Origin of the sequence: Desulfovirgula thermocuniculi DSM 16036 (genome assembly GCF_000429345.1) — a bacterium.
In the GTDB taxonomy this organism is placed as follows: Bacteria; Bacillota; Desulfotomaculia; order Desulfotomaculales; family Desulfovirgulaceae; genus Desulfovirgula; species Desulfovirgula thermocuniculi.
This window is the reverse complement of sequence record NZ_AUBR01000058.1, coordinates 1-19,162: the sequence shown is the minus strand read 5'-3', so window position 1 is coordinate 19,162 and position 19,162 is coordinate 1. Positions and strand designations below refer to the sequence as shown.

The window sequence follows — 19,162 nt, the reverse complement described above, 5'->3', positions numbered from 1 at the left end:
TCAATTTCGCTAAGTTTGGTCTTCCGCTCGGCTCAAGCGACGAGCAATTTTGCAAGCCAATTTTTTTCGTTGTACGAGATTCTTATCGGGGCAAAATTGCTCGTCGTCGCTCGCTTACGAGCTAAATCGCGCTCTTAAAACTGGGGATCGCTCAGCCCCGGCAGGGGCAAAAACGCCGGGGGCTCTTATTTCACGGGAAGAAACCTCCCCAGGCCCCGCAGGGGCACGCTTTCCGCCGCCACCAGGTCCACACGCCCGAGCTCGCTGTCGCCCAGGTAATAAACCATCTCGCCTACCTTCTGACCGGCCCGCACGGGAGCCGCCAGCGGAGAAAAGAGCCTCACCTCCCTGCGCACCTGGCCCAGCTGGTCTCTGGCCAGGTCCACCTCCAGGTCGCCGGCGGCCACGGCGCGCACCGCCGCGGCGGCGCCGCGGGCTACCGGCACCGCAAGCGCCTCACCGCCCGCGCGACACAGGCTCACCCGCTGCACTTCCAGAAAGCCGTAATCCAGCAGGGCGGCGGCATCCCGGTAGCGGTCTGCGCTGCAGAGGACCACGGCAATGAGGCGGCGCCCGCCGCGGGTGGCGGAAGCAATGAGGCAGTTGCCGGCGCGGGGGGTGGAGCCGGTTTTTACCCCGTCCACGCCGGGGTAAGCGCCGCTTAAAAGAAGGCGGTTGGTGTTGGAGATCTCCTCCCTGCGGTCGGAGGCGTAAAACTCGACGGTTGCCCGGCGCGTGGCCACCAGGCGGTTAAAGACCGGGTCCTGCAGGGCGTAGCGGGTGATCATGGCCAGGTCCCAGGCGCAAGAGTAGTGCTGGGGGTGGTGGTAGCCGTTGGTGTTGGCAAAGCGGGTGCGTGTGGCGCCCAGCACCAGGGCCTTGGCGTTCATCATCTTCACAAAGGTTTCCTCCGTGCCGGCCACGTGCTCGGCTATGGCCACGGTGCTGTCGTTGGCCGACATGATCAGGGCGGCCTTTAAAAGGTTTTCCAGGGTAAGCTTTTCGCCGGCCCGCAGGCCCAGCACGGAGCCCGTCCTGACGGACGCCGCCCGCCGGCTCACCGTCACCACCTCATCCAGCCGCCCGTACTCGAGGGCAACGATGGCGGTCATTATTTTGGTGAGGCTGGCCGGCTCGCGCCTCTTCAAGGCGTTCTTGGCAAAAAAAACTTGCCCAGTGCGGGCATCCATGAGCAGCGCCGCGTCGGCGGTCACCGCGGGCGGGCCGGCACTGGCGTGCGTTAAGCAGGCAAACAGCCACAGCCACAAAAAAAGGGGGACGGCCCTTTTCACGCCGCGCTCTCCTTTCCTGGCGCCTTCACATCCTTAAATATTCTCCGCCACCCCCGCCGCTTTTATGACCTTATCTTCCGCCAGGCGTAAAGGGCCAGGGCCGCCGCCACCAGGAGGACCAGCAGGAGGTCAAAGCGGTGGAACCAGAACCTCAGGTCTTCCCAGTGCTGGCCCATCTTAAACCCGAGGTAAGTGAGGAAAAAGGACCAGGGCAGCGAACCCAGGAAGGTGTAAAGCACAAACCGCGGGAAGTTCATGGCCGACATCCCCGCGGGCAGGGAAATAAAGGTGCGCACCACAGGCAGGAGGCGGGTAAAGAAAACCGTCGCCTCCCCGTAGCGGTAAAACCACCTCTCGGCCAGCTCCAGGTGGTGGCGGTTAATCCCCAGGTAGCGCCCGTAGCGCAAAAGGAAAGGGCGTCCACCCCACAGTCCGATGAAGTAAGAGACAATTGAGCCGACGGTCCCCCCGAGGGTGCCGGCCATGGCCGCCCAGAAAAAGCTCAGCCGGCCCGTGGAGGCAAGGTAGCCGCCAAAGGGAAGGATCACCTCGCTGGGCAGGGGGATGTTGGCGCTTTCCAGGGCCATGCCGATGGCAATACCCCAGTAGCCCAGGTCGGCAATAAAGGCCACCAGGCGCTGCACCAGCGGCTCGAGAAACGAGAAAAGGTAATCCAAAGCCGATATCCCTCCCGGCACTAAAAAGGGCGGGCTTTGGCCCGCCCTCGCTCTTCCGGTGTTCAACTTTTCGTTAGGTCACGCAGCACCCTGGCCAGGAAATCGGGTATGTTAAAGGTGGAATAGCGCTCGTCAAAGGCCTCCAGCTCCAGCGCACGGCATATACTGCGGTAGCAGGCAGAAACGGAAGAGCTGGGCACCCCGTAGCGCTGCGCCAGGTCGCGCTGGCTGAGGCTGAAGTCGCCTTCCAGGCGGGACGCGGCATACACCACCGCCGCCACCCAGAGGGCCGGCTTGCGCAGGGCAGGGCGGGCTTTTTTGCAAAAGTCGTACCAGAGCTTGAGGGCGCCCTGCACCTGCTGGGCGTTGAAGCCGCTTTCTTCCAGGCACCTCGCTACTTCCCTCGCCACTTCCGCGTGGCCCGGCGAAGGCCACTGGTAGTCCTCCACCCGGCGCTCCTCAAAGGGCGCCCGCGGCCTCTCCCGCCGGTCCAGCCCTATCTCCTCCAGCCACTGGGAGATCTCCTGGTTAACCGCTTCCCTTATGGTGTTGAGGAGCGAGAGGTAGGGTTCCCGGAGCAGGCTTCCCACCTCGATGACCATGGCGTTCATCACGTGGGAGCGCTCCCGAAGGTATTCATCCAGCACCTGGCGCGGAGGAACTTTGCGGCGGCGCGCGTAGGACCACCAGTCCCGGCGCACTTCCCGTAAAAGCTTATGCTTGTAAAAGCCCGGTAATGCCAGCCCGCTGGTGGAAAACTCGTACTCCTCCCCCACCTTTAAAACCCGGATAAAAAGCACGGTCTTCGGCTGGAGCTCCACGGAAGCGTTGGCGTCGCGCACCCACACCCTCTGCTTCCGCAGCATGTCCCGCAGGACCACCCCTTTGCCGGGAAAGGTCCTTTCCACCTCGTAGAGGGAAAACCTGGCTCCCACCCAGTCGGCCAGCAGGGCCTGCTCCATCTCGGATAGGCCCGGCATCTGCCGGAAGGCCTCGATGACGGTGGACCCGTCGGGCAGCGTGTAGTCAAAAATAAACCACTCAAAGCACCTTTCCAGGGTAAACTCGTCGCTCTGGTCCACCAGTTCCGGGCTCAAGCAGCCAAAGTACCTCTCCTGGGCCCTGGCCGCCTCCAGGGCGAAGTACTGGTGGTCGGCAAACTCGGCTATTTTGCGGCGCAGTTCTTGCGCCGTGCGGTGCCAGCGGTACTGTTCCAGCGAGACTACCCTCTCCTTTTCTTTCCCCCAGGGGCAGGGGTCATATGCCATGCCTTACACCTTCTCCGCAAACCTTATCTTTTTTCTAGCATATTCTTGTCAATTCAACAACGTCCGGGGATATTCCTCCCTGCCGGAAGGCCAAAATTCCAGCTCCAGGCGCCCTCCCTCTAATTTAACCTGTATGCCCAGGCGGGTAAAGATAGAAGAAGGCAGGTAGAGGTGCCCATCCACCCAGAGAGGCTCCACCGGGACCTGCCGGCCCCCGATGAGGGCGAGCTTCTCTGCCGGCGCTAGGGCCAGCTCCCTCTCACCCCGGGCCGCCACCACCCGGCCCCCCTCCTCGTCCCAGCGCACGCCGAAGCCCAGGGCCTCCAGGGTAAAGCGCAGGGGCAGGTACCACTCCCCGCCCGGGGAAACAGGGGCAAGGCCGCAGGCGGCAACTCTTTCCGTACCCACCCAGGCCCCGCCCCCGCGCAGGTCAAAGGCCAGCGTGCGGGGGCGCTCCGGGTACAGCTCCTGGCGCGCCGCCGCCAGGACCAGGCAGGGCAGGGAAACCTGCCGCGCGGGCACAAGGCCGCTCCCCTCCAGGGACCTCCCCCGGGGCGTGAGGTAGCGGGCGATGGTAATCTTCAGCGCCCCACCCGTCTTCAAGGGGACGACGGCCTGCACCACCCCCTTGCCGTAGCTCCGGCTGCCCACCAGCACGGCCCGGCGGTAGTCCTCCAGGGCGCCGGCAAGCACCTCGGCGGCGCTGGCGGTACCGCCGTTCTGCAGCACCACCACGGGCACTTCCGGCAGGGCGGGCCCGCCGCCGCGCGGGTAATACTCCTCCCTCCTGCCCTCTCTGTCCACGGTGACCACCACCACAAGCCCGCGGGGCAGGAAAAACCCGGCTACGTCTACAGCCGCCTGCAGGTAGCCGCCGGGGTTATCCTGCAGGTCCAGGATCACCCCCTTGAGCTGCTCCTTTTTCAGCGCCGCCGCCACGGCGGAAAACTCCTCCGCCGTGTGGGAGGCAAAGTAAGATATTTTTATGTAGGCAACGCTTCCGGGCAACATCCTCCACTCCAGGGACGGCGCCCTGACAACCTCCCTGACCAGCGTCACGCTGAACTCCACGCCGCCCTCCCGGCGCACGGTCACCTCCACCCGGGATCCCGCGGGGCCGCGCAGCCTGTTCACCACCTCCGGCAGCGGCAGCCCGGCCACATCTTCCCCCTCCACGCGGGCAATACAGTCCCCCTCTCTAAGGCCCGCCCTGCCGGCCGGAGAAGCAGGAAAAACCTTCCTCACCCGGGGATAGGGGTAGGCCGCCTCCAGCTCCACCCCTATACCCCCGTATTCCCCCTCCAGGGACTCGGTAAAGCCGCGCAGCTTTTCCTCCGGCAGGTACTCGGTGTAGGGGTCGCCCAGCTTGCCCAGCAATCCCTCGACGGCCCCCTCCACCAGGGTCTCGGCCCGGGGGCGCAGGAGGTGGTACTGGTAGAGGTACTCCATGATCTCCTTTACTTTGGCCGTTCCTTCCCCGATCTCTTCCGCCGCCTGAACCCGGTTGAGGGGCCATAAAAATAAAAAGGCAAGTACAACCAGCAGGAGCTTTTGGACCTTCAACAAAACTCACCCCGCATCATGCTTTAAGCCCTTATTCGGCCCGCCGCCGGCAATATCCTGCCGCGAAAGAAACAAATATTTTTGAGGAGGTATGGGGAGCGCGGGCGGTGAAAATAAATGGTGAAAAGAAGCCGCCAAAGGCAGGTGCGTTGATTTGCCCTTGCCGCTTGTCTTTCTGGTTTTAGACGGCAACAGCCTGGCCCACCGGGCCTTTCACGCCCTCCCCCACCTGGCTACCAGCCAGGGCCTGGCCACCAGCGCCGCCTACGGCTTTACCACCATGCTCTTCAAAGTGCTGCGGGAAATACGGCCCGGCATGGTGGCCGTGTGCTTTGACCGGGGACGGGCAACTTTTCGCCACGAGCACTACAGCGCCTACAAGGCCCACCGCCCGGGCACCCCTGAGGACCTGCGCCCCCAGTTCCCGCTGATCAAGGAGATCTTAGGGGCCATGAACATCGCCGTGCTGGAGGAGGAAGGGTACGAGGCCGACGACCTCATCGGCACGCTGGTACAGAGGGCAGAGGAGCAGGGGTTATCGAGCGTGGTGGTCACGGGGGACCAGGACGCCCTCCAGCTGGTTTCCCCCTTAACCCGGGTGCTGGTGACCCGCCGTGGGATCAGCGAGCTGGAAGAATTCACCCCGGAACGCGTGCGTGAGCGCTTTGGCGTTGACCCGGCACAGTTTCCCGACTACAAGGGGCTGGTGGGCGACCCCTCCGACAACATCCCGGGGGTACCGGGAATAGGCCCCAAGGCGGCGGCCAAGCTGCTGAAGGATTTTGGCCGGCTGGAAGACCTCTTCTCCCGCCTGGACGAGGTGGACGCCCGCTACCGGGAAAAGCTCCGCCAGCACCGGGAGCAGGCCCTTTTATCCAAGAAGCTGGCCACCATTGACCGCGGGGCACCCGTAAAGGCCGACCCCCGGGACCTGCGCTGGCCGGGACCGGATTACAACCGGCTCCTGGAGGTTTTCAGCCGCTTGGAGTTCAAGTCCCTCATCCGCAGCATCCGGCAGCAGCTGGGAGAGGAAGAGGAGGCCACACACCCGCCGGCGGCGGAGGTGAAAACCCACCGCGTGGAGTACCGCCGCGCCGGCCCCGCGGAACTGACCCTCCTGCAGGAAGAATGCCGGCGGGCAGGCAGGGTGGCCGTGGCCCTGGCCGGCAGCCGCCGGGAAGGCGTGGCCGCCGCTGCCCTCAAAGCAGGCGGCAGCACCTACTACCTTGACTTGGACGACCCGTCCTCCGGAGCCGCCGCCCGGGAGGTCCTTTTTTCCCTCCTCCAGGACCGGAGCATTGAAAAGGTCCTCCACGACGCCAAGAGCGCCCTCTGGCTCCTCTCGCGCCACGGCCAGGCCCTCGAGGGCCTGGCCCTTGACACCATGGTGGCGGCTTACCTCCTCAACCCCACCACCGCCAGCCAGGACCTGGCCGACGTGGCCCTGGAGCACCTCAGGGTGGTGCTGCCCTCCAGGGGCGAGGAAGCCCTGGCCGCCAGGGCCGACGCCCTCATGCGCCTGGCCGACGTCCTCCCGGAAAAGCTGCGCCTGGCCGAAATGGAAAGGCTCTACTACGAAGTGGAGCTGCCCCTGGTCGGCGTGCTGGCGGAGATGGAAATGGCTGGCGTGGCCGTGGACAGGGAGTACCTCGCGGAGATGTCCTGCGAGCTGGAGGACAAGATCCAGGCCATTGCCGGGGAGGTTTACCGCCTGGCCGGCGAGCAGTTCAACCTCAACTCCACCCGCCAGCTGGGCTACGTGCTCTTTGAAAAGCTCAAGCTGCCGGTAAAGAAAAAGACCAAAACGGGGTATTCCACCGACGCCTCGGTGCTGGAGGAGCTGGCCGGTGAGCATCCCATCGTGCCGCTCATCCTGGAGCACCGGCAGCTGGTCAAGCTCAAGTCCACCTACGTGGACGGCCTGGCCGCCCTCATCGACCCGGAGACGGGGAGGGTGCACACCACCTTCCACCAGACGGTCACCGCCACCGGGCGGCTCTCCAGCTCCGACCCCAATTTGCAAAACATCCCCGTGCGCATGGAAGAGGGGCGCAGGATCCGCCGGGCCTTCATACCGCGCCGTCCGGGAAACCTCATCCTGGCCGCCGACTACTCCCAGATCGAGCTGCGCATCCTGGCCCACATGTCCGGGGACGAAAACCTCATCAACGCTTTCCGCCGCGGGGAAGACATCCACGCCCGCACGGCGGCGGAGGTGTTCGGCGTGCCTCTGGAAGAGGTTACCAGGGAAATGCGCAGCCGGGCCAAGGCGGTAAACTTCGGCATAGTTTACGGCATCAGCGACTTCGGGCTGGCCAGGGACATCCGCATCTCCCGCCAGGAGGCCCAGCAGTACATCAACAGCTACTTTGCCCGCTACCCGGGGGTTAAGGCCTTCATCGAGCGCACCGTTGCCGAAGCCCGCGAAAAGGGCTACGTGACCACCATCCTCAAGCGGCGCCGCTACCTGCCCGAGCTGTTCAGCGCCAACAGGACCGTGCGCAGCTTCGGAGAGCGCACGGCCATCAACACGCCCATCCAGGGCAGCGCCGCGGACATCATCAAGCTGGCCATGGTGCGCATCCACCGCGAGCTAAAAGAGCGCGGCCTGGCCGCCAGGATGATCCTGCAGGTGCACGACGAGCTCATCTTCGACGTGCCCCAAGAAGAGCTGCCCCGGGTCAAGGAGCTGGTCAGGGAGCACATGGAAAACGCCCTGGAGCTGGCCGTCCCCCTCACGGTGGAGGTCAAGGCCGGGCCCAGCTGGTACGAGGTCCGCCCCGTATGAGGTGAAAAGGAAGTGCCCGAGTTACCGGAAGTGGAGACCATTGCTAAGAGCCTTTCCGCAAGCCTCCCCGGGCTGGTCATCGAAAAGGTGGAGGTTCTCAACTCGCAGGTAATTGCCGCCCCCGGATCTGGGGAATTCTGCCGGCTGGTGGCCGGACGGAAAATTCTCGGCCTTTCCCGCCGCGGCAAGTACCTGCTCATGAGCCTTTCGGGGGACCTGGTGCTGGCCGTGCACCTGCGCATGACCGGCCGGCTAATCCACACCGGCCCTGGAGAGCCCCTGGCCAGGCACACCCACCTGATCTTTTTTTTGCAAAACGGCACCCAGCTCCGCTACGCCGACACGCGCCGCTTCGGCCGCCTGTGGCTGCTGGCCCCCGGCTCCTTAAGCACCCACCCCGGCATTGGCAGCCTGGGCGTAGAGCCCCTGAGCCCGCAGTTTACCCCCGCCTACCTGGCAGGAGCGCTGGCGGGGCGCCGCACCAGGCTGAAAAGCCTTCTTCTAGACCAGCGGGTCGTCGCCGGGCTGGGCAACATCTACGCCGACGAGGCCCTGCACCGGGCCGGCCTGCACCCCCTGCGTCCGGCGTGCACGCTCACCGGCGAGGAGGTGGAAGCCCTGCACGCGGCCATCAGGGAAGTGCTGCGCGAAGGCATTGCTGCCCGGGGAACCACCGTGCGCGATTACACAGACGGCAGGGGGCAGGCGGGAACCTTCCAGGAAAAGTTAAGGGTTTACCGCCGCCAGGGGCAGCCCTGCCCGCGCTGCGGCAAACCCATTGCCCGGCTCGTTTTGGGAGGAAGGAGCTCCTATTTTTGCCCCGGCTGTCAGAGGTAATCAGGCCCCTAGCGCCAAGGAGCCGGTGTAGCGTTCCCCCGCCTCCAGGGCCTGCCGGTTCACCTCGAGGAGCTGGGGGCTCCGGGCAAAAATTTTTTCTTCCAGCAGACGGCGCACCGTCTCCGGGCTCACCGCCCGGGAAAGCGCAAGATACGCTCCCAGCATGACCATGTTGGCCACGCGGTCAAGGCCCAGCCCGGCGGCTATCTCGCTGGCAGGCACGCGGTAAACCAGGAGGTCGTTGCGCTGCACCGGCCTGTGCACCAGGGAGGAATTGAGCAGGAGCAGCCCTCCGGGCTTCACGCGAGGCTCAAAGCGCGCCAGCGAGGGGAGGTTAAAGACCAGCGCCGCCGTAGGCTCCTCCACCAGGGGGGAGCTTATTTCCTCATCGCTGATGACCACGGCGCAGTGGGCCGTCCCGCCGCGCATTTCCGGCCCGTAAGAGGGGATAAAGGAAACCTCCCTGCCCTCGGCCAGCGCCGCATAGGCCAGCAGCTGGCCGGTAAAGAGCACGCCCTGGCCGCCAAAACCGGCCACGATAATCTCGTGCGTCATTATCTCACCCCTACGAAACCGCCCTGAATTCCCCCAGAGGAAAGACGGGCAGCATATGCTCTTTTAGCCAGGACAGCGCTTCCACCGGCTTTTTGCCCCAGTTGGTGGGGCATATGGAAAGCACTTCCACCAGGGCAAAGCCCAGGTCCTGCAGCTGCACCTCAAAGGCCTTTATGATGGCCCGGCGGGCCCTAATGACGTTGGCCGGGTCGTGCACCGAAACCCTGGCCAGGTAGACCGGCCCCTCCAGCGTAGCCAGCATCTCTACGACCCTGAGGGGGTAGCCGGCCTCTTTAACCGCCCGGCCGGAAGGCGTGGTGGTGGTTATCTGGCCCAGGAGGGTGGTGGGGGCCATTTGTCCCCCCGTCATGCCGTAGTTGGCGTTGTTGACGAAAATGACCGTAATCCTTTCCCCGCGGGCGGCAGCATGGACCAGCTCGGCCAGCCCGATGGAAGCCAGGTCGCCGTCGCCCTGGTAGGTAAAGACCACGCGGTCGGGCAGGACCCTCTTGATGCCGGTGGCCACCGCCGGGGCCCGCCCGTGGGCGGCCTGCTGCATATCCACGTTGAAGTAATTGTAGGCCAAAACGGAGCAGCCCACGGAAGCCACCCCTATGGTCCTCTCCCGTATGCTCAGCCGGTCAATGGCTTCCCCCACCAGGCGGTGGATGATCCCGTGGGTGCACCCCGGGCAGTAGTGGAAGGGCACTTTAGTCAGGGCCTCAGGCGGGGCGAACGTGCTGGACACGGCCCACACCTCCTATGCGGCGCAGCTCCTGCAGCACGGCGCCGGAGGCGGGCACCATGCCGCCGGTGCGCCCGTAAAAGTGAACCGGTACGCGCCCCTCCAGGGCCAGCCGCACGTCCTCCACCATCTGCCCGGCGTTCATCTCCACCACCAGCACCGCCCGGGCGGAAGCCGCAGCGGCCTGGAGCTGCCGGTAGGGGTAGGGCCAGAGGGTGATGGGGCGGAAGAGCCCGGCCCGTATGCCCTCGGACCGCGCCGCCTTGACCGTCGCCCGCGCAATGCGGGCGCACGTCCCAAAGGCCACCACCAGCACCTGGGCGTCCCCGGTGAGGTACTCCTCCCACCGCACCTCCCGCTCGGCTATGCGGCGGTATTTCTCCTGCAGCCGCAGGTTGTGCCTCTCCAGTTCCTCCGCATCGAGGTAAAGCGAGTTAATGATCCTGCGGGCCCGGCCCCGGCACCCGTCGGTGGCCCACTCCCTGGCGGGCAGGTCCTCTTTAAAGGGCGGCAGCTCCAGCGGCTCCATCATCTGCCCCAGGATGCCGTCGCCCAGGATCATCACCGGGTTGCGGTAGGCATCGGCCAGCTCAAAGGCCAGCACGGCCAGGTCGGCCATTTCCTGCACCGAGGCGGGCGCCAGCACGATCACGCGGTAGTCCCCGTGGCCCCCTCCCCTGGTGGCCTGGAAGTAGTCGGCCTGGGAAGGCTGGATGCCGCCCAGCCCCGGCCCGCCCCGCATGATGTTGACGATGACGCAGGGCAGCTCGGCAGCCGCCAGGTAGGAGATGCCTTCCTGCTTGAGGCTTATTCCCGGCCCGGAAGAGGAAGTGAGCACCCGCGCGCCGGCGCCGGCGGCCCCGTAGACCATATTGATGGCCGCCACCTCGCTTTCCGCCTGCAGGAAAACCCCGCCCACCTCGGGCAGGCGCCGGGCGAGGTACTCCAGCAGCTCCGTCTGGGGAGTGATGGGGTAGCCGAAGAAACAGCGGCAGCCGGCCCGCACCGCCGCCTCGGCCAGCGCTTCGTTGCCCTTCATGAGCACCTTCATACCGCTTCCCCCTTTGCCATGCTGATTGCCAGGTCGGGGCACATGAGGGCGCAGCGCCCGCAGCCGTGGCAGCGCTCGCCCGCGCGCATCTCCACCGGGTGGTAACCCAGGCCGTTTAGCTCCTGAGCAAGCCCGAGCACCTCCCGGGGGCAAAAGGCCACACACAGCCCGCAGCCCTTGCAGCGCTCCCGCTCCAGGTGCAGCACTACCCTGCTAGCCAACCGGGCTCACCCCTTTGCCTTTGGCTTTTCTGCCGCGCCGCCAAAAGGCGCTCCTCCGTCAGCCTGTCCGCCGCCTTAAAGGGCGGGATGCCTTCCCTGGCGGCCAGCTCCAGCACCCGCTCCACCGTATGGTAGATGCGGGCCACCTTTTCCTCCACGCGCCGCCGCTGGTAGCCCTGCAGTTCCTCGGCCACGTTAATCACCCCGCCGGCATTGATTACGTAGTCCGGCACGTAGAGGATGCCCTTTGCGTGCAGGGCCTCCCCGTGGCGCTCTTCCAGCAGTACGTTGTTTGCCGCCCCGGCAATGATGCGGCAGCGCAAAAGGGGGAGGGTCTTGTCGTTAACCACGCCCCCCAGGGCGCAAGGGGAGAAGATGTCGCACTCCACCCCGTAAACTTCTTCCGGAGGCACCACGTTCGCTTTTAGCTCGGCCATCGCCCGGGTTAAAGCCCTGGTGTTAATGTCGCTTATGGTCAGCCGGGCCCCCTCCCTGGCCAGCAGCCGGCAGAGGTTCAGGCCCACGTTCCCCACCCCCTGCACCACCACGTGCAGCCCGGCCAGGCTTTCGCGGCCAAAAACTCTCTTGGCGGCTGCCTTCATGCCGTAAAAAACTCCCAGGGCGGTGAAGGGAGAAGGGTCGCCGCTGCCGCCGGACACGCCCACCACGTGGCGCGTCACCTGGCGGATGACGTCCATGTCCTGCTGGGAGGTCCCCACATCCTCGGCGGTGATGTAGCGCCCGCCCAGGGAGTCCACGAACCTGCCGAAGGCCCGCAGCAAGGCTTCACCCTTATCCCGCGAGGGATCGCCCAGAATAACCGCCTTCCCTCCCCCGAGTGACAGCCCGGCCAGGGCGTTCTTATAGGTCATGCCGCGGGCAAGGCGCAGCACGTCAAACAGCGCCTCTTCCTCGCTCCCGTAAGGCCACATGCGCACCCCGCCGAGCGCCGGGCCGAGGGCGGTGCTATGAATGGCAATGATGGCCCTCAACCCCGCCTCCCTGTCCTGGCAGAATACCACCTGCTCGTAGTCACCCTGCACCATGCGCGAAATGACTTCCAAGGCAACCAGCCCTCCACAGGGTTCTCTTTTGGGGCACGGTTACAAACAAAAAAGATGCCACACCTTTGCCGGTGGCATCCGCGCTTTATGGCCGCGCAGGACCCTGTAAAATCCTTCACGTGCATTTTTTTGCCGGAAAAATTTTTCACACCTCGATCCCGTAGCGGGCCAGCTTGTTGTACAGGGTGCGCACGGAGATCCCCAGCAGGCGGGCGGCCCTGGTGCGGTTGCCGCCGGTGTAGGCCAGGGCGGCGGCCAACACCTGGCGCTCCCAGCTTTCCCGCAGTTCCTTCAGGCTCTCCCCCTGGTAGGTCCACCCGGCGGCCAGCGGCGACCCGCTCGGGAAGTCTCCCTTAATTCCCAGCGGGGGGAGGTGGGCAACCTCCACCACCGTCTCCCCGTGGCGCATGTTAATGAGGGCCCTGCCCAGCACGTTTTCCAGCTCGCGCACGTTGCCGGGCCAGTCGTAGCGCATGAGGCATTCCATGGCCGCGGGGGAGATGGCCTTCACGTTGCGCCCGTACTCCTGGTTCAGCTTGCGGAGGAGGTGGTTGGCCAGCAGGGGGATGTCCTCCCGCCGCTCGCGCAAGGGGGGTATATAAATGGACACCACGTTTAAGCGGTAGTACAGGTCCTCGCGGAAGAGGCCGCGCCTCACCAGACGCTCCAGGTTGGCGTTGGTGGCCGCGATGACGCGCACGTCCACGGGGATGGGGCGGGAGTCGCCCACCCGCACGATCTCCTTTTCCTGGAGGACCCGCAGGAGCTTGGCCTGCACGTTGACGTTGAACTCGGCAATCTCGTCCAAAAAGATGGTGCCGCCGTCGGCCTCGGCAAAGTAGCCCTGGTGGCCGCCCTTCCTGGCCCCGGTAAAGGCGCCCTCCGCGTAGCCGAAAAGCTCGCTCTCCATGAGGCTGTCGGGGATGGCCGCGCAGTTGACGCGCACGAACTTGCCGCGGGAGCGGGGGCTGGCCTGGTGGATGGCGTGGGCAAAGAGCTCCTTGCCCGTACCGCTTTCCCCGCGCAGGATCACCGTGGCCGGCGTCTGGGCGGCTTTCTTGGCCTCCTCAATGGCCCTGGTAATGGCCGGGCTGGTGCCGATGATATCCTCAAAGGTGTATTTGGCTTCCAGCTGTCGGATAAGCCGCCTGGCCCTGTCCAGCTCCTCGGAAAGGCGGCGGATCTCCGAAACGTCGTGGATCACGGCCACGCTCCCTTTAAGCTTGCCCTCCACGATAATGGGCGCCGCGTCCACCAGCACTTCCCGCCGGTTGGGGCCCACCTTCATGGGCACGTTCTTTACCGGCTGGCGGGTTTTTAGCACGTACATGTGCATGCTCTCGCCCTCGGCTATGTCCACCGTGGCCGGGCGGTTAAGCACGTCCTCCTCGGTGAGGCCAGTGAGCCGGGTGTAGGCGGGGTTGACCATGATGCCCATGCCCCGCTCGTCCACCACCGAGATGGCGTCGCTGGTGGCGTTGATGATGGCCTGCAGCAGGGCCCGCGTTTCCCGCAAGTTGGTCACCTCTTCCGCCAGCGCCTTTAGCTCGCTGATGTCCCGGAAGACGGCCACCGCTCCCACCACGCGGCCTTCCTCGTCGTAAAGGGGCACGCGGTTGGTCAGGATGGTGGTCTGGCCGATGTGCTGGATTTGGTTTAACTCCGGCTGGCCGGTTTTTAACACCAGGTGCAGGCGGGTATTGGGGATGACCTCCTCAACCCGGCGGCCAATGACCTCCCGGGCAGATTTGCCCATGATCCGCTCCGCCGCCTGATTGAAGATGGTCACGCGCCCTTCCCGGTCAACGGCCAGCAGGCCCTCGTGAATGGAGTTGAGGATGACCTCCAGGCCCACCACGTTACCTGCAAGCTCGCCCATGTAAAAGCCTCTTCCCCTTTCCCCAATGAAGCGAAAATTGCGCCCCCGCACACGAAAAATAAAAAGCAGGAATGGTGCCACCCAAAACGAATAGCTTGTACTACGGAGGGAAAGACGTGACGCGTTTCCGGCGCCTGTTTTTTTTGCTTTTCCTGGTCCTTCTGGTTCTCTACCACGAGCGGTGGGGAAAGATCCTCTACCCCTTCCCCTACCGCGAGGCCATCACCCGCCACGCCAGCGCCCGCGGCCTCGACCCCTACCTGGTGGCGGCGCTCGTTAAAACCGAAAGCAACTTTAACCCCCGCGCCACCTCCCCGCGGGGGGCCCGCGGCCTCATGCAGGTCATGCCGGAAACGGGCAGCTGGGTGGCCTCCCAGCTGGGGTTAACGCCTTACCACCCGGACCTCCTCTACGACCCCGAGTTCAACCTGGCCGTGGGCACCTGGTACCTGGCCGACCTCTACCGCTCCTTCGGCCAGGACACCGTCCTGGCCCTGGCCGCTTACAACGGCGGGAGGGGAAATGTGATAAAATGGTTGGCAGAAAAGCAGTGGACGGGTGAAAAGAGCCGCCTCGATCAGATCCCTTATGCGGAAACCCGCCAGTTTGTCCGCAAGGTGCTCTGGCACTACCAGGTCTACCGCTACCTTTACGGGAGGGAAAAGCCATGAAGGATATTATCAAGGGCGCTTTTTACGGCGCCGCCGTGGGCGACGCCCTGGGCGGGCCGGCGGAGTTTATGAGCGCCGAAGAAATCAGGGAAAAGTACGGGACGCTGCGGGAAATGGTCGGCGGCGGGTGGCTGAACCTGGAGCCGGGAGAGTGCACCGACGATACCCAGCTGACCCTGGCCGTGGCGCGGGGGATCCTGGCCAGCCCTGCCTCCCCCGTCGAGGAAATAGGGCGCGGCTTCATCCGCTGGTACCAGTCGAGGCCGAAAGACATCGGCAATACCACCCTGATGTCCTTCCGCAACTTCTTGCGCACGGGCAACTGGAAGGAGGCCGCGCGCATTACCGCCCAGGCCCTCAACAAGCTGGACTCCAACGGGAGCCTCATGCGCACCCTGCCGGTAACCTTCGGCTACTGCCACAACCTCTCCTCCCTGGCCAGGTGGGCGGTGGAGATTGCCTACATGACCCACTACAGCCAGGAGGGGGCCGCCTGCTGCCTCTTTTACAACCTGCTGGTCTACCTCCTGGCCTTCCGCCGGGACCTCTCCAAGAGGGAGGCGGTGACGGAAGCCCTGCACCTCACCGACCGCTACTGCAAGCAGTTAAACCTGCAGCCCACCAAGTTCTTCTGGTACATCCTCCGCCACATCCAGAAGGGGGCTCCGGAGGTGGTGCCCCGGGGCGGCGCCCTGGACACGCTGGCCGCGGCGCTGCAGTCCTTCCTCTTCACGGATAGCTTCGAGGACGCCCTCATTGCCGCGGTCAACCGGGGCGACGACACCGACACCGCCGGCACGGTAACCGGGGGCATGGCCGGCACCCACTACGGCTTTGCGGCCATCCCCTCCAGATGGGTGCAGGCCCTGAAAAACACCGCAGATCTCGAGGAAGTGGTGGAGGGGATGTACCGGCTGGTCCTGGAGAAGCGCGGCTCCATCTCGGAAGACGCCGCCGCATACCCCGCCTGGCCCACCTGCTACCGCTGAAGCAGGAGCTCGTTCATGCTGCCGCTCCGCAGGCCCTCAAGATCCAGGGAGACGTAAATATAACCCAGCGCTTTTAGCTCTGCAACAACCTCGCCGGAGCGGCGCAGGACCAGCTCCGCGTACTCCGGCGGCACCTCGATGCGGGCCAGCCTGCCGTGGTCGCGCACCCGCAGGTCCGGCACGCCCAGGCGGCGAAGGAACCTCTCCGCCCCGGCCACCCTGGCCAGCCCCTCGCGGGAAAGCGGGGTGCCGTAGGGGAAGCGGGTGGCCAGGCAGGGAGAAGAGGGCTTTTGCGCCGTGGGCAGCTTCAGGAGGGCAGAAAGGCGGCGGATCTCGTCTTTATGGAGGCCCACTTCCATCAGGGGGCTCCTGACCCCGGCTTCCCGCGCCGCCTCCAGGCCCGGGCGGTAATCGCCGGCGTCGGCGGCGTTGGCCCCGTCCACCACGTGCCCGATCCCCGCCGCGCGGGCCTCCTCCCACAGGCGCCCGTAAACCTCCTTCTTGCAGTGGTAGCACCGCTCCGGGGGGTTGGCGGCCACGCGCGGGTTCCCCAGGAGCTCCGCCTCCACCACCAGGTGCGCCGCGTCCAGCCGGCGGGCCAGAGCTGCGGCCTCCTCCACCTCCTCCGGCGGGTGGAGCTCGGAGCGCACGGTTACCGCCAGCACGTTCTCTTTCCCCAGCACTTCCCTGGCCGCGTAAAGCAAGAGGGTGCTGTCCACGCCGCCGGAAAAGGCCACCAGGCAGTTGCCCAGGGCGCGCAAATAATCTTGCAGCTGCTTGTACTTTGCTTCTGGCACCGGGACAAGGCTTCCTTTCTCGCGGCAATTTTCTGGCGGGCATAGCCCGCTTGTAACCCTATTATATACCAACGCGCAGCGTGACTTCCTCCCTACCCTCAAGGTGTAGGGCTTCCTAGCGGCAGACGCACGCGCCCGCCGGGTCACACCGGTGCGAGCGACCCTTCTTGACCCGTTGCCGGAGGGTCTCCCGGAGGGGACCGTCACTCCTGTCCCGACTACTCCAGGTGCCGCTTATGCGGCCCTCGGAGATACTTGCACGAACCTGTTGTGCCTTCCGTCCCAGCGCCAAACCCGTACTCCTCTGAAGGCGAAAGGCAGTTCCCTGCCGGTGCAGCTGCCGAAGAGGTACTGTTTCAGCAGGTTAGCCGCGCCGTTGAGGTCGGCCTGAAGGATCAGCTTGCACTTTCCGCACACCCACAGACCGCGATGCTTCCGCCAAGCAGAGTTGCGGGTACCGCAGAGGCAGCACGTGGAAGACGTATTCTTCTCCGTCCAGGGATCGATCTCAATGCCCCGCATGAGGTTCTTGTAGCGCTGCTCCGACTGCAGCCGCTCGTAGGCCATCTGGTTGACCTTCTGATTGGCCTTTTTGCCCTTCATTCCGGTGCGTGCGGAGCGGCGCAGGTCCGTCAGGTCGCCCACCACCGAAAAGGCCACTCCTTCCGCTCCGTCCAGTTCCGCGAAGAGCTTCGTCAAAGCGTGCTCCATCTGCCTGATGCGGCGGTCAAGTTTTTTCAGCTTGCGCGCCTTCGCGGAAAGACACCTCCTCCACCTGCGGGAGCCTTCCTTTAAGCGGCTCATCTTTTCCTGGAACTCGGCCAGGACCTTGTTCCTGTACTGCACCTGGGACAAAATTTCCCGGCAGATGAAGAGGTCCAGTTGGCCGTTTGACGTGGCCCGCGCCACCAGGCCGGAGTTGTAATCATAGGCCGAAACAGCACCTGCACGGTAAACAGGCACCACTCCAAGGTCGAAGGTCACGTGGAGCACCAGGTTTTCCACTTTGCGGCGGCGGACAACCGCCTTTACCTTGACCTCGACCGGGATGCCCCTCACTCCCGTGCCGTCCGGCAGGGTGACCACGTTCCACCCTTCGGGCAGTGCAACCTTGATTGGTTCTTTCTTCCGGGAGAGCTTCAACACGAGGGTGTTATCCTCAACATCGAAGCCCTGCCTCTTCCAGGTGACGGTGCGGAGGTGGTTCTTCGGCTTGAAGTTCGGCGGGTTCATCTCCAGGTGGCCGTTTTCCCTGTGCTTCCGGTAGGCAGACACGGCCTCGAAGTACTCCTCCACCACCGCCTGGGCCGACTGGGAGTGGAGTTCGCGCCACACGGCGAAGGATTTAAACTTTGCCTTGAGTTCCGCTTCTGTTGGCCAGCGGTCCTTCTGCCTGAAGATTTCGCGGCTGTGCCAAACGCAGGAGTTCCAGATACGGTTTGCCGCCTGCATGACGGGTTGGAAAACCGGTAGCGTTTCCAGGCCCAGCGGGAACTGTTTGGTCAGCAGGAGGCGGTGAGGGTGTGACTTATCGCTCCAGGCCATGTATTCTCACCTACTCATCCTGGCACTCTGCGATGTAGCGCTGAATAGTTTCGGCAGATACCGTGCCAGCGGTGCCAACGTAGTACGTTCTAGTCCAGAGCCGCGGCCCCGTTTGTTTGCTCAACTCCGGAAACTTCTGGCGCAGGTAGCGGGAAGTATACCCTTTAATGGTGTTGATGAGGACAGAAGGAGCATGTCTTGGAGGAGCTGAAACAAAAAGGTGCACGTGATCAGGCTGGATGGAGAGACTAAGCACCTCTACTTCCCTTTCATCGCAGACCTTTCGAATTAGCCGTTCCAGCTCCTCGGCAACCGGACCCACCAGAATCTTACGGCGGTACTTCGGTATCCAGACGAAGTGATAGTTTATGTTGTAGTGAGCATACCTGGTCTTCTTGGTTTTCATAGCAACTTCAGTATACTACACCTGGACAGAAAAAACAATCTGGTTTTTTCTTTTCCAACCTGGCCGCCGTTTCCATCCCGCCCCCTTTGTAGTATGAAGGTAGCAGGATATTACGCTTAATAGCCCGAAATTTCATCCCGGTGGTGGGGTCAAATCGACCTACCCCCTTGGGCAGAAAAAGCCCGGCCTTTAGACTGAGGCCCCACCTCTACGGGATGATCACGATTAAGTAGGTTGGGGCAAGCTTTGCTTGCATCCCGTCTGACCCACAAGGCTGTGACCCGTAGAGGTTGTGGGACCCCCACCACAAATCCATTGGGAGGTGATCCCGTGTCCGTTATCTATGTGGGTATCGACGTGGGCAAGCGCAAGCACGAAGCCTCCTTCATCGATGAAACTGGCAAGCAGCTAGGTGGTTCGCTGGTCTTTGACAATTCCCCCCAGGGGGTAGAAAAATTGCTGCGTCGGGTTGCTTCCTTGGGAGCGAGTGAAGTCGTTTACGGGCTCGAGGCCACCGGCCACTATTGGCTCCCCTTATAGAGACTGTCGCAAAACCCCCAGTCCAAAAACTGGCAGATTGACCTGAACGTTTAGTTCATGAGAAAGTTTATCCTTTCTTGGCAAGGAATCTACTACTTTTGTCGAACATTTCCCTCCAAAGGCCTTTTTGGGGGGTTGGACTCATGTACCGCCGCGATAGAGAACTACAGCTGGACTTTTACCACCCGGACATTGCCTGCCCGCATCTCTTCCCGGAAGGCAACTTTTACCGCGTGCTCAAGGAAAAGCTGGACCGCTGGGTAGGTGAGCTGGA

18 protein-coding genes are annotated in these 19,162 nt (G+C 63.9%); 5 read left to right on the top strand and 13 right to left on the bottom strand.

Features of this window, described 5'->3' with window-relative positions:
• Positions 1-185: 185 nt before the first annotated feature.
• The 4 genes from G454_RS0112245 to G454_RS20515 form a co-directional block, all read right to left on the bottom strand.
• A complete protein-coding gene (locus G454_RS0112245; protein ID WP_211230085.1) occupies positions 186-1,268 on the bottom strand; it encodes a D-alanyl-D-alanine carboxypeptidase family protein in 1,083 nt (360 codons plus the stop codon).
• An 86-nt stretch (positions 1,269-1,354) separates the two neighbouring features.
• On the bottom strand, positions 1,355-1,969 hold the full coding sequence (locus tag G454_RS0112240) for a DedA family protein (RefSeq protein WP_027718861.1): 615 nt from the start codon (positions 1,967-1,969) through the stop codon (positions 1,355-1,357).
• A 62-nt stretch (positions 1,970-2,031) separates the two neighbouring features.
• On the bottom strand, positions 2,032-3,237 hold the full coding sequence (locus G454_RS0112235) for a cyclin family protein (RefSeq protein ID WP_027718860.1): 1,206 nt from the start codon (positions 3,235-3,237) through the stop codon (positions 2,032-2,034).
• A 48-nt stretch (positions 3,238-3,285) separates the two neighbouring features.
• Positions 3,286-4,803, bottom strand: coding sequence for a S41 family peptidase (locus G454_RS20515; protein WP_156896767.1), 1,518 nt, complete (start codon positions 4,801-4,803; stop codon positions 3,286-3,288).
• A gap of 151 nt (positions 4,804-4,954) precedes the next feature.
• On the opposite strand from G454_RS20515, the gene polA reads away from it, so the two are divergent.
• Both polA and mutM read left to right on the top strand, forming a co-directional pair.
• Complete coding sequence (gene polA / locus G454_RS0112225) at positions 4,955-7,588, top strand: DNA polymerase I (RefSeq protein ID WP_245574399.1); 2,634 nt, start codon at positions 4,955-4,957, stop codon at positions 7,586-7,588.
• 12 nt (positions 7,589-7,600) lie between these two features.
• The gene (mutM, locus tag G454_RS0112220; protein ID WP_027718858.1) at positions 7,601-8,425 is read left to right on the top strand and encodes a bifunctional DNA-formamidopyrimidine glycosylase/DNA-(apurinic or apyrimidinic site) lyase; all 825 of its coding nucleotides are present in this window, start codon (positions 7,601-7,603) and stop codon (positions 8,423-8,425) included.
• Here mutM and G454_RS0112215 read toward each other — a convergent pair whose 3' ends face one another.
• The 6 genes from G454_RS0112215 to G454_RS19015 all read right to left on the bottom strand — a co-directional run bounded on the left by G454_RS0112215 (position 8,426) and on the right by G454_RS19015 (position 13,940).
• Entirely contained in the window at positions 8,426-8,980 is a 555-nt protein-coding gene (locus G454_RS0112215) for a 2-oxoacid:ferredoxin oxidoreductase subunit gamma family protein (protein ID WP_027718857.1), read from the bottom strand.
• A 10-nt stretch (positions 8,981-8,990) separates the two neighbouring features.
• Positions 8,991-9,728, bottom strand: a complete 738-nt coding sequence (locus G454_RS0112210) for a thiamine pyrophosphate-dependent enzyme (RefSeq protein WP_027718856.1) — start codon at positions 9,726-9,728, stop codon at positions 8,991-8,993.
• Complete coding sequence (locus G454_RS0112205) at positions 9,703-10,776, bottom strand: 3-methyl-2-oxobutanoate dehydrogenase subunit VorB (RefSeq protein ID WP_035107754.1); 1,074 nt, start codon at positions 10,774-10,776, stop codon at positions 9,703-9,705. The genes G454_RS0112210 and G454_RS0112205 overlap by 26 nt, the downstream gene beginning before the upstream one ends.
• Positions 10,773-10,997 (bottom strand): 4Fe-4S binding protein, encoded by a 225-nt coding sequence (locus tag G454_RS0112200; RefSeq protein ID WP_027718854.1) that lies wholly within the window; start codon positions 10,995-10,997, stop codon positions 10,773-10,775. Before G454_RS0112200 ends, G454_RS0112205 begins: the two co-directional genes overlap by 4 nt.
• Positions 10,982-12,061 (bottom strand): Glu/Leu/Phe/Val dehydrogenase dimerization domain-containing protein, encoded by a 1,080-nt coding sequence (locus G454_RS0112195; protein ID WP_027718853.1) that lies wholly within the window; start codon positions 12,059-12,061, stop codon positions 10,982-10,984. Before G454_RS0112195 ends, G454_RS0112200 begins: the two co-directional genes overlap by 16 nt.
• Before the next feature lie 145 nt (positions 12,062-12,206).
• Entirely contained in the window at positions 12,207-13,940 is a 1,734-nt protein-coding gene (locus tag G454_RS19015; RefSeq protein ID WP_084413484.1) for a sigma-54 interaction domain-containing protein, read from the bottom strand.
• 143 nt (positions 13,941-14,083) lie between these two features.
• Between G454_RS19015 and G454_RS0112185 the strand changes: the two genes are divergently transcribed.
• Complete coding sequence (locus tag G454_RS0112185) at positions 14,084-14,611, top strand: lytic transglycosylase domain-containing protein (protein ID WP_245574398.1); 528 nt, start codon at positions 14,084-14,086, stop codon at positions 14,609-14,611.
• Positions 14,608-15,600, top strand: a complete 993-nt coding sequence (locus G454_RS19010) for an ADP-ribosylglycohydrolase family protein (RefSeq protein ID WP_051276350.1) — start codon at positions 14,608-14,610, stop codon at positions 15,598-15,600. Before G454_RS0112185 ends, G454_RS19010 begins: the two co-directional genes overlap by 4 nt.
• Here G454_RS19010 and larE read toward each other — a convergent pair.
• From larE to tnpA, 3 genes are all read right to left on the bottom strand, one after another.
• The gene (gene larE / locus G454_RS0112175; RefSeq protein WP_027718851.1) at positions 15,591-16,397 is read right to left on the bottom strand and encodes an ATP-dependent sacrificial sulfur transferase LarE; all 807 of its coding nucleotides are present in this window, start codon (positions 16,395-16,397) and stop codon (positions 15,591-15,593) included. The two genes, G454_RS19010 and larE, sit on opposite strands and share 10 nt — an antisense overlap.
• 234 nt (positions 16,398-16,631) lie before the next feature.
• Positions 16,632-17,942 carry an RNA-guided endonuclease InsQ/TnpB family protein gene (locus tag G454_RS0112170; RefSeq protein ID WP_027718850.1) on the bottom strand — a complete coding sequence of 437 codons (1,311 nt, stop codon included), beginning with the start codon at positions 17,940-17,942 and terminating at the stop codon, positions 16,632-16,634.
• Between the two features lie 10 nt (positions 17,943-17,952).
• A complete protein-coding gene (gene tnpA, locus G454_RS0112165) occupies positions 17,953-18,348 on the bottom strand; it encodes an IS200/IS605 family transposase (RefSeq protein ID WP_027718849.1) in 396 nt (131 codons plus the stop codon).
• 330 nt (positions 18,349-18,678) lie between these two features.
• Here tnpA and G454_RS0112160 point away from each other — a divergent pair, with 330 nt between their 5' ends.
• Positions 18,679-18,888 carry an IS110 family transposase gene (locus tag G454_RS0112160; protein WP_169719358.1) on the top strand — a complete coding sequence of 70 codons (210 nt, stop codon included), beginning with the start codon at positions 18,679-18,681 and terminating at the stop codon, positions 18,886-18,888.
• The last annotated feature ends 274 nt before the right edge of the window (positions 18,889-19,162 follow it).

Coding starts and splice junctions, on each gene's coding strand:
- G454_RS0112235 (WP_027718860.1), bottom strand. CDS start 3,237: ATGGCATATGACCCCTGCCCCTGGGGGAAAGAAAAGGAGAGGGTAGTC.
- G454_RS0112215 (WP_027718857.1), bottom strand. CDS start 8,980: ATGACGCACGAGATTATCGTGGCCGGTTTTGGCGGCCAGGGCGTGCTC.
- G454_RS0112205 (WP_035107754.1), bottom strand. CDS start 10,776: ATGAAGGTGCTCATGAAGGGCAACGAAGCGCTGGCCGAGGCGGCGGTG.
- G454_RS19015 (WP_084413484.1), bottom strand. CDS start 13,940: ATGGGCGAGCTTGCAGGTAACGTGGTGGGCCTGGAGGTCATCCTCAAC.
- G454_RS19010 (WP_051276350.1), top strand. CDS start 14,608: ATGAAGGATATTATCAAGGGCGCTTTTTACGGCGCCGCCGTGGGCGAC.
- G454_RS0112170 (WP_027718850.1), bottom strand. CDS start 17,942: ATGGCCTGGAGCGATAAGTCACACCCTCACCGCCTCCTGCTGACCAAA.
- tnpA (WP_027718849.1), bottom strand. CDS start 18,348: ATGAAAACCAAGAAGACCAGGTATGCTCACTACAACATAAACTATCAC.